Raw genomic sequence first — 19348 nt, forward strand, 5'->3', positions numbered from 1 at the left:
TTTATTTACAAATTTTTTACATTATTTCAATCAAATTTAAACATTTTGCGTTTTGAACACACCATCAACCAAGCTCTGCGCCTCACTAAGCAGTGCATCGAGGTGAGAATCACCATTGAAACTCTCCGCATAAATTTTATAGACATTTTCAGTGCCAGATGGTCTTGCCGCAAACCAACCATTTTGTGTACTCACTTTAACACCACCAATCGCGGCATTATTTCCCGGCGCATGGGTTTGAATATTGGTAATGGCTTCGCCAGCCAGCGTGGTTGACGTAATCACCGACTTATCCATTTTACTTAACACTGTTTTTTGTGCATGGTTAGCTGCCACATCTATCCGTTTGTAGCTAGGCGCTCCAAATTTTTGCGTTAGTTGCTGGTAATGCTCACCAGGGTCAATGCCCGTCACCGCTAAAATCTCCGCAGCAAGTAAACACAAAATAATTCCGTCTTTATCCGTTGCCCAAGGTTGGCCATTGCGACGCAGGAAAATACCACCAGCGCTTTCTTCGCCAGAAAAACCTATTTCACTTTTTAGCATACCTTGCACAAACCATTTGAAGCCTACAGGCATTTCGCAAAGCGGTTTCCCTAAAGATTGCGCAACACGGTCTATCATGCTACTTGAGACCAGGGTTTTGCCAATTTTCAAATCACTTGGCCATTGCTGGCGATGTTGATACAAGTAGTTAATTGCCACAGCTAGGTAATGATTAGGATTCATTAAGCCTGAATGTCTGGTCACAATGCCATGACGATCGAAGTCTGGATCATTACCAAAGGCAACATCAAAGTCTTGCCGAAGATCGATCAATCCAGCCATCGCATAAGGAGAAGAACAATCCATACGGATTTTTCCGTCTTTATCGCGATGCATAAAACCAAATTGCTGATCAACTTTGTTATTAACAACCTTGATATTTAGCTTGTAACGATCGGCAATTCGATCCCAATAGCCTAATCCCGCACCTCCTAAAGGGTCGGTTCCTAACACTAAATCAGCAGAGGCAATCGCTTGCATGTCTAGTACTTGATCTAATTCTGAAACATACTGCTCACAAAGGTCGACTTCACTCACCCACTCAGACTTCATCGCTTGATCAAAATCTATGCGCTTAATTTCACTGCCACCATGACTGATAATTTCATTGGCTCTGATTTGAATCCAGTTTGTCGCATCACCATCTGCAGGGCCACCGTGAGAAGGGTTGTACTTGAATCCACCGTCTTCAGGTGGGTTATGTGAAGGTGTAATCACCACACCATCTGCCAAGCCGGATGTTTTGCCACGATTAAAATTCAAAATTGCGTGAGAGATAACGGGGGTTGGCGTATACCCTCTTTGTTGTTGCACAAATAGGTTTACCTGGTTAGCTACTAACACTTCAACAGCGGTTACAAATGCAGGCTCAGACAAGGCATGGGTGTCCATACCAATAAACATCGGTCCTGTAGTCCCTTGAGCAAGACGATATTCAGCAAGCGCCTGACAGATCGCACTGATGTGCGAATCAGTAAAGGTATTTAAAAATGCACTACCTCGATGCCCTGATGTGCCAAAAGCAACAGCTTGAGACGGATCAGAAATATCAGGTTTTTGGGTGTAGTATGCACTGACAAGTCGAGCAACATTGACCAGTTGCTCTCTGGCTGCCGGTTGACCGGCTTGAGGGTGAAGCGCCATAATTTTCCTGATTGTGTCTTAAATTGCCGTTGTTAATAGGTGATACTAGGTATCAAATAAATCGCCTAATCGCTCTGCATTAACCTTAGAATAACCAAGGTGTTTTGCAGCATTCACTAACATTGCTCGCTTTTTGGCCGTGTTGTTATTCGTTACCACCCAAAAACTAGAGTTTGGAATGGGTTTAGGATTTGTACTACTGCCCGACTTTAGTAAAGTGTCTTTGTCTTTAGCAAAATAAAGTCGACCTTTACCTTTTATTTCCAGAACATTTTTAAATTGTTCAGAGTGTGACTGATGCAATGCACCTAGCATTTTTAGAAAACGCTCAACTTTACTCATTGGCTGAGTAAACTCGTCTTCTTTTAACAATTTAAACAATGCAGCGGCATCGATAACATTATCATCCTCGTGTTGCCCATCAATGTCAGATGGCTTTTTGATTTTGTTAATTTCTCTAACCGCTTTAGTCACTTGCGCGGGTTTACTTACGTCGACATGCGAGTTTTCACCATGCACTAAGCCCAATTCATCGATGAGAATACGACGCAGAATATCTGACGCGCTCTCGCCGATATGTTTTGTTTGAGAGGCAATGAAAGAATACAACTCGTCATCAATAGTAATGGTTTTCATATTTCAATAAATAATGCTAGGAAGGACTGACAACATTATAAGACCAACCAAAAACTTTTTTCAGTAAAAAATGAGCTTTTATGAAGAACTTTCGATGAGATCGCAAAAGATTTCGACGAGTCAAAGCTGTCCCCTTCAATTTGCGCCTACAATTGAACAATTAATCATCAACTTTAGATTTTCAATTGTTTTAGTAACACGCCCCAACACAAGGTACTGATTTTATTAAATTCATACCTTTGTATAGGCGATAAAGATTACACCAGAGATGGCTTAGTCTAGAATTAATCTATGAAAAACGTTTAGCCGTGAAATGTTGTGCAAAAAAATTTAGAAACAGCGATAGTACAGATATCCAATCAAGTGATTGGCAAAAACCAGCAAATTAAGCTGGCCCTAACCTGCATGCTTGCTAATGGTCATTTGCTCATTGAAGATCTACCTGGAATGGGTAAAACCACCTTATCGCACGCGTTAGCGAAGACACTTGGACTTGATTTCTCGCGTATTCAATTTACTTCAGACCTGCTGCCTGCGGACATGCTAGGACTTAATATTTTTGATAGTGCTAAACAGTCGTTTGAATTTCACCCCGGCCCCATTTTTAGCCAACTGGTATTGGCGGATGAGATCAACCGTGCCAGTCCCAAAACTCAGAGCGCGTTATTGGAAGCGATGGAAGAAAAGCAAGTTAGCTTAGATGGAGAAACACGGGATTTACCTTCGCCATTTTTTGTTATCGGCACTCAAAACCCCATGCATCAGTCGGGGACATACCCACTTCCCGAGTCACAATTAGACCGATTTTTAATGCGTATTCAACTCGGGTATCCCGACTGGAACGCAGAAAAGCAAATGTTATTGAGTCAAAACACTTCGGCGATAGAAACGACAGAGAGTGTAATCACTGTCGACGAGTTCGTCTCAATGCAGAATGAAGTGAACAAAGTCCATGCGTCTGACGCAATATTGGATTATGTGTTGAGATTAGTTACTTTTAGTAGGGAAACTGAAGGGTTTCCAAACCCACTTTCTCCCCGAGCAAGTAAAGCGACATTACAAGCCGCCAGAGCCTGGGCGTTTTTGCACAGTCGTGATTACGTTATTCCTGAAGATATTCAGGCAGTTCTGCCTTCTGTCGCTGAACACCGTCTGCGTGGCTCAACCTCCGACTTTAATGGACAATCTAGCTTGAGTGAAAAACTGCTTGATGCAATCGACCCGCTGGCGGCTTAATCATGTCAGCGATGCAAAGCAGGATCGCCATTTGGCTCGACAGACGCATTCCGGCTGCGCGCCGTTTTAAACTCAATCATCGAACAATTTTTATTTTTCCTTCTCGGTTTGGTGGGCTCTATTTATTTTTGTGTTTAGGATTGTTTTTGCTAGGGACAAATTATCAAAATAATTTGATGATCTTACTGTGCTACTTTCTCATTTCGCTATTTTTAATCAACCTGTTAGCTGCTTATTTCAATTTTTCAAATCTCGACATTCAACTAGGCAAAGTACAAAACAGTTTTGCCGGCGACAATATCCAAGTGCCAATTTGGTTTAATCACCGAGACAAAGAGTCTCATGGCAAAATTCATTTGAGTTTTTGGCGTCATAGGGAAAAAACAAGCGTGGATTTAGACGCACTGGCTAATCCCGCGTTTATCGCTCTTGCCTGCCCACAACGAGGCCGACTGCCATTACCTAGAGTGACATTTAGCAGCTACTTTCCCTTAGGTCTCTATCGATGCTGGACCCACCTGGCCTTTCAATCAGATATTGTTGTCTACCCCAAACCTGTGCGTTGCCCGATCCGCTTAGAAAACAAATCAGATGAACAAGAGCAACACCACGCCAGTGTATCGGTCAAAGGCCATGATGATTTTGATACACTCGCTCCTTACAAGCAGGGAGAGCCTCTGTACCATGTAGCTTGGAAACAGGTCGCTAAGGGTCAAGGCATGTTGTCCAAACAATTTAGCCATGAAACCGGCGCCAGTGGATGGTTGATGATGCCCAAAGTCGCATCAGAAAACTTAGAATTAACCCTCAGCCAATTATGTTATCAAGTTATGGAATTGAGCCGCAAAAATCAGCGATTTGGGTTGGACCTGGGGAATTCCAAAATCGCTCCAGACAGCGGTAACGATCATCAAAAAAACTGCCTCATCGCCTTGGCACTTTATGGCAAAAGAGGGTAACTAGTTTCCGATGATCAGCAGCGCTAAAAATCATTCTCACTTACTTTTGACCTTAGTTTTTTTTATCGTCAGTTTTAGCCTATTGGAACCGGTTATGAGCTGGATCCTGATTTTGGTCATCTGTGCAACGGTCATGCGCACCGCGCTCTATCTAGAACTGCATAAGCATGCACCATCTATTCGCACACTCAACCTTTTAGCACTGCTTAGCGCGATCGTTTTGGCTTACTTTAGTTGGCAGTTAGGTATCCTGTTGGGCATGCTTAACCTACTGGTATTAGCCTGTTCTTTAAAACTCATGCTATTGCGCTCAGACAAAGACTACTTTCAGTTAATTACCAGCTGCGGATTTTTAATTGGTTGCGGTTTTATTTTTCAACAAGGAATCGCCTTCAGTCTATTCTATTTTGCCTTGACCTTGGTTTTATTAATGTCGTTGGCTACTCACATTAGTCCCAATCTGCCACTTAATAAACTAATCAAAAAGGTGTCAGTTATGGGTGCCCAGGCTATACCTATCACGCTTTTGCTATTTATGGTGTTGCCCCTGATCGGCCCACTTTGGCAAATGCCAGCATCTAAAAGTCACCAGACAGGTTTGGCTGAAAAAGTCACACCTGGCGATATTGCTAATTTATCGCAAAGCGCCGAACTTGCTTTCAGAGTAACCTTTGATGGCACTATTCCTGCTCCTCAAGAACGCTATTGGCGCGCATTGGTAATGGAAAACTTCGATGGAGAAAGTTGGCAAGTGTCGCCGGATCGTAAAGCAATTCAACGTCAATATAAGGGTGCTAATCGGGAGTTTTCGCCAATACTAGAAGGCAACTACTATCAATACCAAGTTATTGCCGAACCCACTCACCAATCATGGCTGTATGCGCTGGACGTGGCAACTCCCATTGGAGCCAGTAGTCAGCAGAAAGTGTGGCAAAGTCATGAATATCAACTTAGCAGCATCAGTCCTTTGGTGAGTACCTTTCAATATGAAATACGCTCTTTTCCGCAAGTTTTACTTAATCAAACGCTGTCTAGTGTTGACAAACGTATCAATCGACAACTACCTGAGCAGGGAAACCCACTGACAAAACAATGGGTAGCAGAAACGCGCCAAAAATATACTACTGATGACGATTTTATCGCCGCTGTTATGTTCTACTTTTCTTCACAAGACTTTGAATACACGTTGCAACCGCCACTTATGCCGAATGATCAAGTGGACACTTTTTTGTTTGTTGAGCAAAGAGGGTTTTGCTCTCATTATGCCAGCGCAATGGCCTACATGTTGAGACTTGGAGGTATTCCGGCGAGGCTAGTGACGGGTTATCAAGGAGGGGAGCAATTGGACAGTGATTACATGAGTGTTTATCAATATGATGCCCATGCATGGATTGAAGCTTGGCACGATGATAGAGGATGGATCCGTTATGATCCAACAGCCATAGTCGCACCGAATCGATTGGAATCCGGTCTTCGAAATGCCCTGAACGAAGCCGATTTGTTATTAGGATCTGGGTTTGGTCAGTTAAGCACAGTGGCCTGGCTAAATTCATTACGCAACTGGTTGAAAGACGTTGATTTTTTCTGGACTAAATGGGTTTTAGGGTTTGATAAAGACAAACAACAGGATTTAATTAAGTCTCTTATCGGAAAAATAACACCACAAAAATTAGCAATGTTTAGCCTTGGTGCTGTTTTGCTGATTTTCGCCTTAATCGCCCTGTTCTTTTTACCCATTTGGCGAAAACCAAAACAAGACAAAGCCAGTTATTATTACGAGTTGGCAGAGCATCTACTAACAAAAGTTAATTTGCACCGTAGAGCGTCTCAGGGGCCCGCAGATTTTGTGTCACAAGTGAAAAACAAAGCGCCAAGTTCGATTACTGAGCCCTTCGCGGCAATCACAGATTTATACATACAACATCACTATCAACCATCGAGCATATCGCAACAACAGCTTATTATCAGCAGAATGAAATCCCATTGGAAACAACTAAAACAAGCAATGAAAAAGCAAAAAGGGTAAGGGTTAAGGCATCGATTCCACCAACGTCAATCTCAAGTAGCGATTGCATGGAGATTCCCGCCCAAAAGCGCTGCGGGAACGACGTGAGAATAAAAAGCGCTGCGGGAACGACGTGAGAATAAAAAGCGTCGCAGGAATGACGTAAGAATAAAAAGCGTCGCGGGAACGACGTGAAAGTGAAAAGCGTTGTTCGTACGATCAGTAGTTGTAGACCTTTATGAGAATGAACTGAGCCCTCCCTACCACGTCATCACGTCAACATTTCTCCCAATACTTCATCTCGTCAGCGTTTCTACCACAACGTCACTCCCTTAGCGTTTCTACCACAACGTCATCCCGTCAGCGCTCTTGAGACGGGATCTCGCCAAACATTTCCTACTTAACTCAAGTTAACCTAATGTGCACGGTTATTTCTTCTCGGTCATGGTAAAGATGCTTAGCCTGAATCTGATATTGGCAATTTGCTTGGCTCATTACTTCATCAATAATCGCCATCGCCTGGCTGACGGATTCAAATCGTTGTTTCATGGGCAGTTTCAAGTTAAATACGGTCTCTTTACACCAGCCTTTTACAAGCCAAGTTGCCATTAATTTGGCCACACGCTGAGGTTGCTCAATCATGTCACATACCAACCAATACACGTTTTTCTTGCGCGGCTGATATTTGAAGCCATCTTCTGGAAAGTAGCTCACCTGCCCTGTGTCCATCAATTTTTCGTCCATAGCACCATTGTCCACAGCTTGCACAAACATACCTCGTCTAACTAGCTGATAGGTCCATCCACCAGGACATGCGCCTAAATCTACCGCATGTAATCCCGGCCGTAACCGTTGCTCTGATTCATCTTTGGGTATGAATGTCTGGAACGCCTCATCAAGTTTCAGGGTAGAACGACTCGGTGCATCGGCGGGAAATTTGAGTCTTGAGATCCCCAAAAAGTCGGGGTTTCGATTCGCAGGAAAGGAGTATCCAACGATACAGCGATCACCTTGGGTAAAAAAGACATGTAGTCGGGGTTTGCTTAACTGTTCTTTGTCGGTCAGGCGTTTATTTTTTCTTAATGCTTGTCGCAATGGTACAGTGATTTTGCGACACAATTTGGATAACTCACGACCTTCTGATGTGTCAGGATATTCCACCAGAATACTTCCGCAAAGCGGGAAGCTATCGCTGGCAGTCAATATGGCTGAGACGCGATCTTGAGTATCTTCGATTTCAATAGGTTCGCCGCAAACGAACATTTGCCGGGCGAATACAATTTGAGTCAATAGCAATTTTTGACACAATTGCGCAGCGTCATCTTTGTTATGAAAATTTAAAACGACATAACCAGACTGTTTCTTAATGATTGGATAACCGAATAAGCCCAACTGAGCAGCTTTTTCGAGGACTTCGGTACTTAAATCTGATTCAAACCCGGCACGGCAATATAACAGGACAGATTTAGTTGTCATATTCGTAAGCGGCAACTAATAAACAGACCCAACCTGAAACCAAAAACAATCCACCTAACGGAGTAACAGGGCCAATCCATGTAATATCTGTTAACGCTAGCACATACAAGCTACCACTAAAGAAAATGATGCCTGCAGCAAAACAGCGCGCTCCCCACAATAACCATACGTTTTTCAATTTGTTATACAACGTAGCAAACGCCAAAATCGCCACACTATGGATCATTTGGTACTCCACAGCGGTACCAAAATAACTTAAAGATTCTGGGCCAAAATACTCTTTCAAAGCGTGCGCTGCTAGCGCACCCAACAGGACAGACAGCCCGGCGCTTATTGCACTAAATGCGAGTAAAAATTTCATAGATTTCCCTTTATAAATTCCTGGGTAAGTCGTGCAGCATGCTTGATATGCTGGAGTTGGTTCAAGCCACTAGACTTAAGTGGTTTAAAGCTATGATCGGCAGCTGTCAAATATTCTATAGTAATTATAGAAGGAAGTTGATAGGCGTCTACTCTTTCTCGCGTGCCAAAAGTATCCCGCTCTCCTTGCACGATTAACGTTGGCGTTGTCAATTCATAGAGATGTTCGGTTCTATGTTTTTCAGGTTTTCCCGGAGGGTGAAACGGATAGCCATAACATATTACCCCTCTGACCTTTCCAGATTCTGGAATTAATGTAGCGATCCGTCCTCCCATTGATTTACCACCAATAAATAAAGGCAAATCTTTTTCATAGGAATCAATCATTTGTGAAAAATCTTCAATTAAAGCCGGCACTCGATCTGGTGGTCGTTTTTTACCCGTTTCTGCCGCTTTTAACATGTACGGAAAATCGAATCGGATAACCGAGACATCACAAAGAGCAAGCTGTTGAGCGATCTCTTCCATAAAAGCACTGTCTTTATTAGCCCCAGCACCATGGGCTAAAAGTAACCTGGCTATTGGTTGTCTAACTTCATTACAAATAGTCTTCATCTTGCTCTTCTTTAACTTGTTCTAACAACCAATGCCGGAAGGTTGCAATTTTACCCAACTCTGCCTGTGACTGATGACAAACCAAATAAAAACTGTTTTTACTCACTAAGCGTTCTTCAAATGGACAGACTAGCCTTCCCGAGGCCAGCTCCGGTCTTGCCAATACGCTATTTGCCAAAGCTATTCCCTGCCCTAATGCTGCCGCTTGAAGGACCATCATTGTATGACTAAAAATAGGCCCTTGCTCAACATTCACTCCAGGGACATGAAAATAGCGTATCCAGCTTTTCCAGCTTTCTCTGGTCGAATCGTGCAATAGCCTGTGATGTTTTAAGTCATCGAGTTTATCCAGGGGTTTGTTACCGGTAAACAACATGGGGGAGCACACAGGCGTTAAGAACTCAGTGTGTAATTTGTCTGCTTGCAACCCTGACCATTTGCCTCTGCCATAATAAATGGCGACATCTACATCATCTTCTAAAAACCCATCATCAAAATCGACAGCCTTAATTCGCACGTCAATCTCAGGGTGGATTTGGCTGAATTGGTTTATTCGAGGAACTAACCATTGAATGGCGAAACTGGGCGGCATAGCAACGGTAATAGCGCCTTTTTCGCCTGAAGCTAAAAGCCGCTCTGTCGCACCATGGAGTTGTTCAAATAGCTCTTTTAATTCGAGATAGTAACTTTGACCTTGTTCGGTAAGTAATAGCGAACGGTTTTTCCGCAAAAATAGTTTAATAGATAAGAAATCTTCAAGACTTTTAATTTGATGACTCACGGCTGCCTGTGTTACAAAAAGTTCATCTGCGGCTTTGGTGAAGCTCAAATGCCTAGCCGCTGCCTCAAAGGCTCGTAAGGCGTTAAGCGGTGGTAATCTGCGGTTCATATATCTTCCAAGCGAGTCATCATAGGAAAATGGAGAGGATAACTCATCTTGCTACAACAATCATTAGTTTTTCTAATGACCATTCCATACAAAATGTCATTTTCAAGCTATTACACAAAAGATTAAAATACCACCAATCAATAATTTAACCCTTGAAAAACATGTGGTTAATTACCTTTGATTGTTAATTATTTATGACATTTTTATAAAAACAATATTACATATTTTAGGAAAGTATATGAAAAACACTATTTTACAGTTTGGTACGCTATGTATTTTTGCAGGCCTATCATTAAATGTTCTTGCTAATGAGTCTGGCTTACAGAAACCTGCGGTCACCTTGGAAATTGAATCAGCCCTTGAATCAAACATGGCACAATTACCGGAATTCAAAGTAAATGCCAACCAAGTGTTGTTAGCTAAAATCAAAATGACTAGCAAACAGCCAACTTTAGCAGCCACACTTAAAGACAAAAATGAAATGGCACGAGGCCAAAAGCTGTCAGATTAATCTATCAGCTTTTGGTTTTTAACTTCGATTAGTTAGCACTCGTATCTAGTGCAGGGAATCCTTTAACCAATTCATCGAGTTGTTTCATTTGTTGCAAATAAGGCTCTAGCTTATCGAGCTGCAACGCACACGGACCATCACATTTGGCAGAGTTAGGATCTGGATGTGCTTCAATGAACAATCCACCAAGTCCCAAGGCCATTCCACTGCGGGCCAACTGAGCCGCTTGTGCTCGACGACCGTCTGCTGAATCACTTCGTCCCCCAGGTTTTTGCAATGCATGGGTTGCATCAAAAATAACCGGAGCATAGGCTTTCATTTCATCCATACCCAACATATCAACGACTAAATTGTTATATCCATAACAGCTACCACGCTCACACAAGATTATTTTATCATTACCCGCTTCCATGAACTTATTGATGATATGGCGCATCTCATGAGCGGCTAGAAATTGCGGTTTTTTGACATTAATTACAGCTTGAGTTTTGGCCATGGCAACCACCAGATCAGTTTGTCTTGCTAAAAATGCAGGCAACTGTATGACATCAACAATTTCAGCAACGGGGGCGGCTTGATGGGGCTCATGTACATCTGTTATTAGAGGTACGTCGAAGGTTTTCTTAATTTCTTCGAAGATCTTTAACCCCTCTTCCATACCAGGCCCGCGATAAGAATGTATTGATGAGCGATTGGCTTTATCAAACGAGGCCTTGAATACGTAAGGTATTCCCAAACGAGAAGTTACTTCTTTATAATGCTCGGCAATGGTCATTGCTAGATCACGGGACTCCAGCACATTCATGCCACCAAATAAGACAAAAGGCTGATCATTAGCAACTTCAGTGTTACCGACGGAAATACGTTGTTTATTATTCATCAAGGAGGATGTTTCCAATATTTTGGTTAGATGCAAACATAGTAGAAACAACCGAACCAGGAGTAAAGTACATTTATGTGGATTTAAAAGGGAAAAACGACCTAATGAAAAACCAGATCGCCAATTGAATCCCAATGACGCATTTGCAGTTTCAATAGTTGTGCAGAAGGATCTTGTGGGCAGTGTTTGATAAAAAACTGGTAATCCGCTTTCGCCACCTGTGGACACTCCAGTTGATGTAACAGGAATCCTCTGTCTCTTCTTTCATAAGGATCTTCTGGCGAAAGCCCGATGAGTAAATCCACGGCATATAAGGCTTTTTGATAACGCTGCTCACGAATAAAAGATGCTTTCAAGTTATGTAGCAATCTAACAATGACTTCTTCAGCGCTGGCTGGCTCTAAGACGTCGAGAGGCATCTCATCATCTTCCATATCTGCGCCGACAATGCTGGCATACAAATGTTCAAGCTCTAACCAAGACATGGATTTGCCATTTAACGGATCAATATAAACGGGATCAGAGGATTCAAAATTGACTCTAACCAAAAAGTGACCGGGGAAATTCACACCACTGGCGTCAAATCCTAGCTCTTTGGCGATGGCACAAAACACGATAGAGAGTGTGACAGGTATACCCGTATGATAATCTAAGACCTGATTGACAAGGCTATATTTGGAGTTGAAATAGTCGTTCTCATCGCCGCTAAAGGCAAACTCTGTAAAAAACACTTTTAGAAAACTATCCAATCTTTCTTTTTCTGTGTGTTTTTCGCTTTGCACAACTTGCAAAAAGGCTCTTTGGACCAATGTTGAGACTTTTTTAAGCTCAGTATTGATATCCAAACACTCTTCAAAATGCTGCGCAACAAGCAAGCTAGCAAGCAGCGTATTTTGCTGAGCAATGGTTTGCCGCAGTGTATTCACATGTTCCTCTAGCACGATCATCAGATACTTCTCTTATCGGTCCGAGTCTCACATTTCTTAACGACTATTTGGCGTAAAATTGGATTCATAACATCAGCAAAGCTTGTTTACTGACAGCCATTTTCCCAGCCATAGCAAGACATGCCATGGCAACACCAAAACCTAGCCATTTGCTGAGTAAACCTTGTGCACGCTTAAGCACAAAATATCCAGTGAATATATACAAAATAACTAATAGGATTTTTTGCCATAACCAAGGGTGTTGAAGCGGATTGAGTGGGATCAAAAGGCACAAGGCGACTGCACTGGCCAGTAAGACAGTGTCAACGACGTGCGGAACAATTTTCACCCATTTTTGTTGCAACATGCCTGAACCTCGTAGCAACCAGAAATAACGCAGCAAAAACAGCGCAATGGTCAGCACAACGGCAGTCAGATGAAGATGTTTGGCAAGAATATAAGTGTTCATACAATGTCCCTATTATTTTTGTTATCGGCACATACAAATTGTAAAAACTAGGCAGTTAGCCTAGCAAAGATTACTACTGTATCTCAGCATAGACACTTTACATAGGGCTTTTCACCGCTTTTTTGCTAAGCCGCTGAGTACGCACCAAATTTAGTTTAGGTTCAATCGTAAATCCATTACAAATCTGCTCAACTGGGGAAAAAATTAAGCTAGGTTGTCAACCGGATCAGGGTGCATTTGTTGAACTTGTTCAATCTTGTCGATGTTACTCAGTAGAATATCTACCAGCATGGGATCAAAATGTTTGCCTCGTTCTCCTCGGAACACTTCAAGTACTTTTTCAAGGGGCCATGCTTCTTTGTGATATAGCTTACTGCGCAACGCATCATAGACATCAGCAATCGCGGTAATGCGGCTGAAAATGTGAATACGCTCACCTTTAAGTCCTCTGGGGTAGCCATTGCCATCCCAATGTTCATGGTGATCCCGAGCAACCATTGCAGCAGTTTGAATAATAGGTCTTCGCGAGCCTTTGAGGATTTGGTATCCAACTTCTGCATGGGATTTGACCGTTTTTCTCTCTTCTTCTGACAATGGCCCAGGTTTACGAATAATTTCCATCGGTACCTTTAGCTTACCTACATCATGCAGTGGAACAGCCAGTTTCAACATATCTACATCGGCTTCAGGCAACCCATATTCAGTGGCCAAAATATGGCACATCTCAATCATTCTTTGGATATGTTTTCCAACACTGAAATGCCTTTCCATCGCTTGCCCTAAGCGTTCTATGATTTCCGTCTGAGTATCTTCAATATCTTTAGTCAACAGTACATTATCAAAGGCGATTTGCACATTTTGGCTGAAGATCTCGAGCAGTTTCTTGTCTAAATCATTCAGTTTACGCGGCAGTCCAGACAGATACAGTAATGACCCAAAAGCATGTTTACCCTGACAATATGCCGCGACATATTCGTCTCCGTAGACTAATGTCTGATCTTTCAATGCTTTTTCACAAGCAAGGAGTTCTTCTCCGCTGACCACATCTTGCAGCAAATCACCTTCACGATTTTGGTACTCTCCTTTCCCGGTAAACACGTAGAATTCTTCAGGTTCTGTTAGATCTATTGGCTGAGGTCCGGCGACGGCCGATGTAATATAAGCAGCATCTTCTGTTCCACCCAGTAAAGATGTCAGTTGCTGCATAATGCCATTTATGAAACTCTCTAATGAACGGATAGTAAACAGATCCGCTGATGCGGATATTATCTTTTCAAGTCCTTTACGGTTTTCTTCTATCACCGTAATATCTCGATACGAACGCAGACTGGCGATCACAACCGTGAATAATTTCTGGGCAGTAAGCTCTGTTTTTGATTTGTAATCATTAATGTCATAATTAACGATAACATCTCTTTCTGGTGCCTGCCCTGGCTGTCCGGTGCGCAAGATGATGCGGGTGAAATAGTTGTTCAATTCATCTCGGACGTATTGCGCAACTTCTAATCCTGCTTCGTCGGTTTCCATTACAACGTCTAACAATACGATTGCAATGTCGTCGTGCTGATGAAAAACTTTCTTGGCCTCCTCACCACTGTGCGCACTCAAAAATACAAGGCCTCGTTCCTGAAATTGGAAGTCATTCAGAGCAAGTTTCGTGACGGCATGGACTTCTGGTTCATCATCAACAATGAGTACTTTCCAAGTTCCTTTTTGTTCTTCTACAGATTCCTCGGTATCTTCGGCAAAAAGAAACATATCAGACATGCAACACCCTCAAAGAAAACAACGCAAAGCACAAATCTATCATCACAATTGCTATATCACCACTGTTTAGTAATTGATTACAGGTGAATTATCCAGTTTTTTGGGCGAGCGTCAGTCTGGGTAACTGATTCAAATCGCGAACAAGCTCTACATTGATATAGCCATGTTCGTGGAAGCACGCTTCTACGGCGTTAGCTTGATTGAATCCATGTTCAATAAGCAACCATGCCCCGGTTTTTAGATAAGATAATGCATTAGGGATAATTTGCTTAATGTCTTGCATGCCGTCTTCCCCGGCTGTCAACGCGGAAAGAGGCTCAAACCTTACATCGCCCTGGGATAGAAACGGGCTGTTGGATTCGACATAAGGAGGATTGGATACAATCAGGTCGTACGTTTGAAGGGGTATATCCTCAAACCAATTACTGCACGTAAATCGAACATTATTAATCGCGTTGTACTGAGCATTCTCTCGGGCCAACACCAACGCTTGTTCAATTCGATCAACCCCTGTCAGATGCCAATTTTTCCGTTCGGCGGCAAGAGCAATGGCGATTGCACCAGTACCGGTTCCCAAATCAAGCACCTTTGCCGTTTCCGGCAAGCTTAACTGCAGCGCTTTTTCGACTAATAATTCTGTCTCTGGGCGAGGGATTAATGTATGCGTGTTGACATGCAAAGATAATGACCAAAAATCTTTCTGGCCTACCAGGTGAGCAATGGGTCGACCTTCTTTACGCAAAAACACCAGCTTTTTGAATGCTTCTATATTTTCTTCTGAAACCTGCTTTTCAGGCCAGGTCAATAAGTAAGTCGTCGTTTCTGCCAAACAATGTGCAAGAAGTAGTCGAGCGTCTAACGCCGGACTATCCGTGCTTTGGGGCATGGATTTTAGCTGCGAAATTGCCCAGGCTAGAAGCTTTTCAATATTATTGTCAGCCACAAAAAGCTTATTACTGTTCGTCGGACAATGACGCTAACAAGTCCGCCTGGTGCTCTTGACGAATCGGCTCCAGCAACGCGTTAACGTCACCCGCGATGACGTCGTCCAACTTATACAAGGTCAAATTAATACGGTGATCTGTGACTCTTCCCTGGGGGAAGTTGTAGGTGCGTATGCGTTCAGAGCGGTCACCGCTTCCAACTAAGTTACGCCGAGTGGATGCTTCCTCTGAAGCGCGTTTTTCTTCTTCAATCTGATTCAGCCGCGCTTGCAATACAGACATGGCTTTTGCGCGGTTTTTATGTTGTGAACGTTCATCTTGGCATTCTACAACCACGCCTGTAGGGATATGCGTCAAGCGAATAGCCGAATCAGTTTTGTTAACATGCTGCCCACCAGCTCCTGACGCTCGAAACGTATCGATTCGCAAATCGGCTGGGTTAATTTCAATCGCTTCTGACTCGGGAATTTCAGGTAGAACAGCTACAGTGCAAGCAGAGGTGTGGATACGCCCTTGAGATTCGGTCTCAGGTACCCGCTGTACACGATGGCCACCTGATTCAAACTTCATGACACCATATGCCCCGTCACCAACAATATTCGCCACAACTTCTTTGTAACCACCGTGCTCACCTTCGCTTGCATTGATCAATTCAAGTCGCCAGCCTTGCGTTTCCACAAACCGGCTGTACATACGAAATAGGTCACCAGCAAAAATTGCCGCTTCATCGCCACCTGCACCTGCTCGTATTTCTATGAAGCAGTTGCTGTCATCATTAGGATCTCTGGGTAACAATAAAATCTGTAGTTCATTTTCTAACGATTCAATGTCTGCTTTGGCACTTTTATATTCTTCCTGCGCCATTTCTCGCATTTCAGCGTCGTCTTCTTGCATCATTTCCTGCGCAGACTCTAGATCTTCTTGTGCTTGCTGATATTGTTTGAATGCTTTTACGACGTCTTCAAGTTGCGAGTACTCTTTGGATAGTGCTCTAAACTTATCTTGATCGGCAATGATCTCTGCATTGCTTAACAGCGCTTGAACTTCTTCGAATCGCTCGATCAAAGTTTCCAATTTGCTGATAACGGACTGTTTCATACTATTCCTAGTTAATCTTTTTCGGTATTAAGGCCAAGACTTTGTTTCAACACGCTAAGCCTATGTTGATCGTTATGTTGTGCAGCTTCACTCAATGCTTTGGTCGGCGCGTGCATCAGAGCGTTGGCAAGTTTATTGGATAATTCTATCACGACTTGCTCTGGATCTTTTCCTTCTGCAATTTGACTCAACGCTCGTTGCTGAAGTTTATGTTTAATTAGATTGTTTTGATCTCGAAACGCTTTGACTGAATCCACCGATTGCAAAGAATTTTGCCAGCTAATAAACTCTTTTATCTGCTTATCAATGATACTTTGAGCCTCATTGGCGGCCTGTTGTCGACTGGCAAGATTTTGCTCAACAATATGTTGTAAATCATCAACGGTATACAAAAAAGCGTCATCCAATTCTGCGACTTCATTTTCGATATCTCTAGGCACAGCCAAATCAACAAAAAAGATCGGTTTATGTCGTCGATCTTTCAACGCACTTTCGACCATACCTTTGCCAATCATTGGCAGAGTGCTCGCCGTTGAGCTAATAACGATATCGGCCTCGTGCAGCATATTCGGGATTTGAGCTAAGGTGATGACCTTGGCACCAATCGGCTCGGCAAGTTGTTTGGCTCGTTGTAACGTTCTATTGGCGACAGTGATGCTCTTAATCTGATTATCGGATAGATGTTTGGCCACCAGCTCAATCGTTTCTCCAGCCCCGATCAGTAACACCGATGATTTGGCTAACGAAGAGAAAATTTGTTTGGCCAATTGCACTGCAGCGAAGGCAACCGATACGGCATTTGCGCCAATGTCCGTTTCGGTCCGCACTTTCTTGGCGACAGAAAACGTATGTTGAAATAAGCGCTCAAATTGACCATCTACTGCACCAGCGTTTTTCGCACTACTGTAGGCTTGCTTGAGCTGACCAAGTATTTGTGGTTCGCCGAGGATCAGCGAATCCAGACCGCTAGCTACTCGCATCATATGCGCTACGGCAGCTTCGCTATCGTAAGCATAGCTATGCCGGGTCAAATCGCCGGCATCAACTTGGTGAAAATCCGCAATCCATTTTAACAATGCATGGTGTTGTAAGTTTTCGGCTTGAACGTAAACTTCAGTGCGGTTGCAGGTGGACAGAATCACCGATTCTTGTGCTCCCAATGTATCGCGTAATGAAGTCAACGCATCGACTAACGACTCTGCTGGGAACGCGACTTTTTCACGCAATACCAGCGAAGCAGTTTTGTGGTTAATTCCAACGGCGAGTAACTTCATTAAAAGGGATTAATCTTGTCCAATAACAACGGGTGCGGCATTGTACGCAAAAGCCAAAACTATTGAAAGTAGCAGACTATCTGTGTTCCTATTACTAATAAGCCTTATTTAGATGTCTTTGCAATGAAAAACCTATTTCGCGCTGCATTTCTGTTCTTGTGCGCTGTTTTGGCTGGTTGCGCCTCGTTACCTCAGTCAATCCAGACTGTTGACAGCATTGCCCACCAGCAACAATTAGAACAACTTTCCCACTGGAAAATTAAAGGTCGATTAGCCTTCAAGAGCCCTGAAGAAAAATTCAGTGCCTATCTGCATTGGCAACAACGAGATCAAACCTTCGATTTGCAGCTAAATAATTTTATTGGTACTACCCTAGTTTCGATGCAGGGATATCCTGGGTTTGCCAGCTTAGAGGCCGACGACAAAACTTTTTCAGATCGAAATGCTAGCGAATTGATCAAACGAGTCACCGGTTGGAATATACCGGTTGAAAGTTTAGCCCTTTGGGTGAAAGGACAACACACCCAAGACGATTCTGTCGTTTATGATGAATTTGGCAGAGTAAAATCCCTCACTGCAAGATGCAACGGCTGTGCAGGCTGGTTGTTAAACTTTTCTAATTATCGAACGGTTGACGATATCCCTATGCCACACCAGATTGAACTAATAAACCAACAAGACCAGAGCAACCAAGTGAAAATTAAAGTGACCTCATGGCAGAAGATTTAAATAACGATCTTTGCTGGCCTAGTCCGGCCAAACTCAACCTTTTTTTACATATCAACGGTCAAAATGATCAAGGCTATCATTTACTGCAAAGCCTATTTCAAATAGTAAATTATGGCGACTCACTGGCCTTTGATATTTGCGCTGAAAATACCATTGAAATGGCTATCCCTCTTGCTGGTGTGCCAGACAAAGACAACCTGATTATTCGCGCTGCGAAAATACTTCAACAAGCAACTGGCACAACTTTAGGGTGCAAAATAACTCTGAATAAAGTTTTGCCTATGGGCGGTGGCATCGGTGGTGGTTCATCCAATGCGGCGACGACACTTGTTGCCTTAAATCATTTATGGGGAACCGGATTATCGACGCAAAAACTCGCAGAACTCGGATTACAATTGGGTGCAGATGTACCGATTTTTGTACATGGTAAAACGGCATTTGCCGAAGGTGTAGGCGAAATTATCACGCCGACAGAGTTGCCGATAAACTATTACCTCATTGTCTACCCCAACTGTCACGTGTCGACTGCAGAAGTATTTTCCGCCAATAATTTACCGCGCAAAACCGCCAAAATCAGCTGGGCTGACTATAATTTTGACAATACGCACAACGATTGCCAAAAGTTGGTCTGCGATCGCTATCCTAAAGTTGCAAAAATATTACGTCACTTGTTAGAATACGCGCCGTCGAGAATGACAGGCACAGGCGCATGTTTATTCGCCGTTTTTGACAATCTTGATAATGCAGAAAAAGTTAAAACTACCTTGCCAGATGATTGTTATGCATTCATCGCCAAGGGAGCAAATACATCGCCTTTACATGAATATTTACACGATGTCATGTCGCGCTGAGTATCGTAAAAGCCTAAAACAATCGCACTGAGGA

Annotated in this window: 19 protein-coding genes; 6 read left to right on the plus strand and 13 right to left on the minus strand. The window is 43.0% G+C overall.

The genetic code is table 11. The annotated features are described in order from the left end of the window. Positions 1-36 precede the first annotated feature (36 nt). Both pgm and seqA read right to left on the minus strand, forming a co-directional pair. Positions 37-1689 carry a phosphoglucomutase (alpha-D-glucose-1,6-bisphosphate-dependent) gene (gene pgm / locus FM019_RS18150; RefSeq protein ID WP_143837388.1) on the minus strand — a complete coding sequence of 551 codons (1653 nt, stop codon included), beginning with the start codon at positions 1687-1689 and terminating at the stop codon, positions 37-39. A 45-nt stretch (positions 1690-1734) separates the two neighbouring features. Then, complete coding sequence (gene seqA / locus FM019_RS18155) at positions 1735-2325, minus strand: replication initiation negative regulator SeqA (RefSeq protein ID WP_143837389.1); 591 nt, start codon at positions 2323-2325, stop codon at positions 1735-1737. 318 nt (positions 2326-2643) lie between these two features. On the opposite strand from seqA, the gene FM019_RS18160 reads away from it, so the two are divergent. Genes FM019_RS18160 through FM019_RS18170 form a run of 3 tightly spaced genes read left to right on the plus strand, consistent with a single transcriptional unit; the run spans position 2644 to position 6546 of the window. Continuing rightward, positions 2644-3561 carry an AAA family ATPase gene (locus FM019_RS18160; RefSeq protein WP_221934398.1) on the plus strand — a complete coding sequence of 306 codons (918 nt, stop codon included), beginning with the start codon at positions 2644-2646 and terminating at the stop codon, positions 3559-3561. A 2-nt stretch (positions 3562-3563) separates the two neighbouring features. Further along, positions 3564-4520 (plus strand): DUF58 domain-containing protein, encoded by a 957-nt coding sequence (locus FM019_RS18165; protein ID WP_143837390.1) that lies wholly within the window; start codon positions 3564-3566, stop codon positions 4518-4520. A 10-nt stretch (positions 4521-4530) separates the two neighbouring features. Next, positions 4531-6546, plus strand: coding sequence for a DUF3488 and transglutaminase-like domain-containing protein (locus FM019_RS18170; protein WP_143837391.1), 2016 nt, complete (start codon positions 4531-4533; stop codon positions 6544-6546). Positions 6547-6930: 384 nt separating this feature from the next. Here FM019_RS18170 and rlmM read toward each other — a convergent pair whose 3' ends face one another. The 4 genes from rlmM to FM019_RS18190 are packed head-to-tail and all read right to left on the minus strand — an operon-like array spanning position 6931 to position 9865. After that, the gene (gene rlmM, locus FM019_RS18175; protein WP_143837392.1) at positions 6931-8001 is read right to left on the minus strand and encodes a 23S rRNA (cytidine(2498)-2'-O)-methyltransferase RlmM; all 1071 of its coding nucleotides are present in this window, start codon (positions 7999-8001) and stop codon (positions 6931-6933) included. Further along, positions 7991-8362 carry a DUF423 domain-containing protein gene (locus FM019_RS18180; protein WP_143837393.1) on the minus strand — a complete coding sequence of 124 codons (372 nt, stop codon included), beginning with the start codon at positions 8360-8362 and terminating at the stop codon, positions 7991-7993. The genes rlmM and FM019_RS18180 overlap by 11 nt, the downstream gene beginning before the upstream one ends. Further along, positions 8359-8976: an alpha/beta family hydrolase gene (locus tag FM019_RS18185; protein WP_143837394.1), complete on the minus strand. Its 618-nt coding sequence runs from the start codon at positions 8974-8976 to the stop codon at positions 8359-8361. Before FM019_RS18185 ends, FM019_RS18180 begins: the two co-directional genes overlap by 4 nt. Beyond that, positions 8960-9865 carry a transcriptional regulator GcvA gene (locus tag FM019_RS18190; RefSeq protein WP_143837395.1) on the minus strand — a complete coding sequence of 302 codons (906 nt, stop codon included), beginning with the start codon at positions 9863-9865 and terminating at the stop codon, positions 8960-8962. Before FM019_RS18190 ends, FM019_RS18185 begins: the two co-directional genes overlap by 17 nt. A gap of 238 nt (positions 9866-10103) precedes the next feature. Here FM019_RS18190 and FM019_RS18195 point away from each other — a divergent pair, with 238 nt between their 5' ends. Continuing rightward, a complete protein-coding gene (locus tag FM019_RS18195) occupies positions 10104-10376 on the plus strand; it encodes a hypothetical protein (RefSeq protein ID WP_143837396.1) in 273 nt (90 codons plus the stop codon). A gap of 28 nt (positions 10377-10404) precedes the next feature. On the opposite strand, the gene kdsA is transcribed toward FM019_RS18195, so the two are convergent. The 7 genes from kdsA to hemA all read right to left on the minus strand — a co-directional run bounded on the left by kdsA (position 10405) and on the right by hemA (position 17734). After that, positions 10405-11256: a 3-deoxy-8-phosphooctulonate synthase gene (kdsA, locus tag FM019_RS18200; RefSeq protein WP_143837397.1), complete on the minus strand. Its 852-nt coding sequence runs from the start codon at positions 11254-11256 to the stop codon at positions 10405-10407. 101 nt (positions 11257-11357) lie between these two features. Then, on the minus strand, positions 11358-12203 hold the full coding sequence (locus FM019_RS18205; RefSeq protein ID WP_260681667.1) for a SirB1 family protein: 846 nt from the start codon (positions 12201-12203) through the stop codon (positions 11358-11360). A 64-nt stretch (positions 12204-12267) separates the two neighbouring features. Then, complete coding sequence (locus FM019_RS18210; protein WP_143837398.1) at positions 12268-12651, minus strand: SirB2 family protein; 384 nt, start codon at positions 12649-12651, stop codon at positions 12268-12270. 204 nt (positions 12652-12855) lie between these two features. Further along, a complete protein-coding gene (locus FM019_RS18215; protein WP_143837399.1) occupies positions 12856-14418 on the minus strand; it encodes a DUF3369 domain-containing protein in 1563 nt (520 codons plus the stop codon). 88 nt (positions 14419-14506) lie between these two features. Continuing rightward, complete coding sequence (prmC, locus tag FM019_RS18220) at positions 14507-15361, minus strand: peptide chain release factor N(5)-glutamine methyltransferase (RefSeq protein ID WP_260681668.1); 855 nt, start codon at positions 15359-15361, stop codon at positions 14507-14509. Positions 15362-15371: 10 nt separating this feature from the next. Further along, complete coding sequence (prfA, locus tag FM019_RS18225) at positions 15372-16460, minus strand: peptide chain release factor 1 (protein ID WP_143837400.1); 1089 nt, start codon at positions 16458-16460, stop codon at positions 15372-15374. Between the two features lie 11 nt (positions 16461-16471). Next, entirely contained in the window at positions 16472-17734 is a 1263-nt protein-coding gene (hemA, locus tag FM019_RS18230; RefSeq protein ID WP_143837401.1) for a glutamyl-tRNA reductase, read from the minus strand. Between the two features lie 123 nt (positions 17735-17857). Here hemA and lolB point away from each other — a divergent pair, with 123 nt between their 5' ends. Beyond that, positions 17858-18463: a lipoprotein insertase outer membrane protein LolB gene (gene lolB, locus FM019_RS18235; protein WP_143837402.1), complete on the plus strand. Its 606-nt coding sequence runs from the start codon at positions 17858-17860 to the stop codon at positions 18461-18463. Continuing rightward, positions 18448-19314, plus strand: coding sequence for a 4-(cytidine 5'-diphospho)-2-C-methyl-D-erythritol kinase (gene ispE, locus FM019_RS18240; RefSeq protein ID WP_143837403.1), 867 nt, complete (start codon positions 18448-18450; stop codon positions 19312-19314). The genes lolB and ispE overlap by 16 nt, the downstream gene beginning before the upstream one ends. Positions 19315-19348: the final 34 nt, after the last annotated feature.

It is taken from the genome of Aliiglaciecola sp. M165, from assembly GCF_007197995.1.
Classification (GTDB): domain Bacteria; phylum Pseudomonadota; class Gammaproteobacteria; order Enterobacterales; family Alteromonadaceae; genus Aliiglaciecola.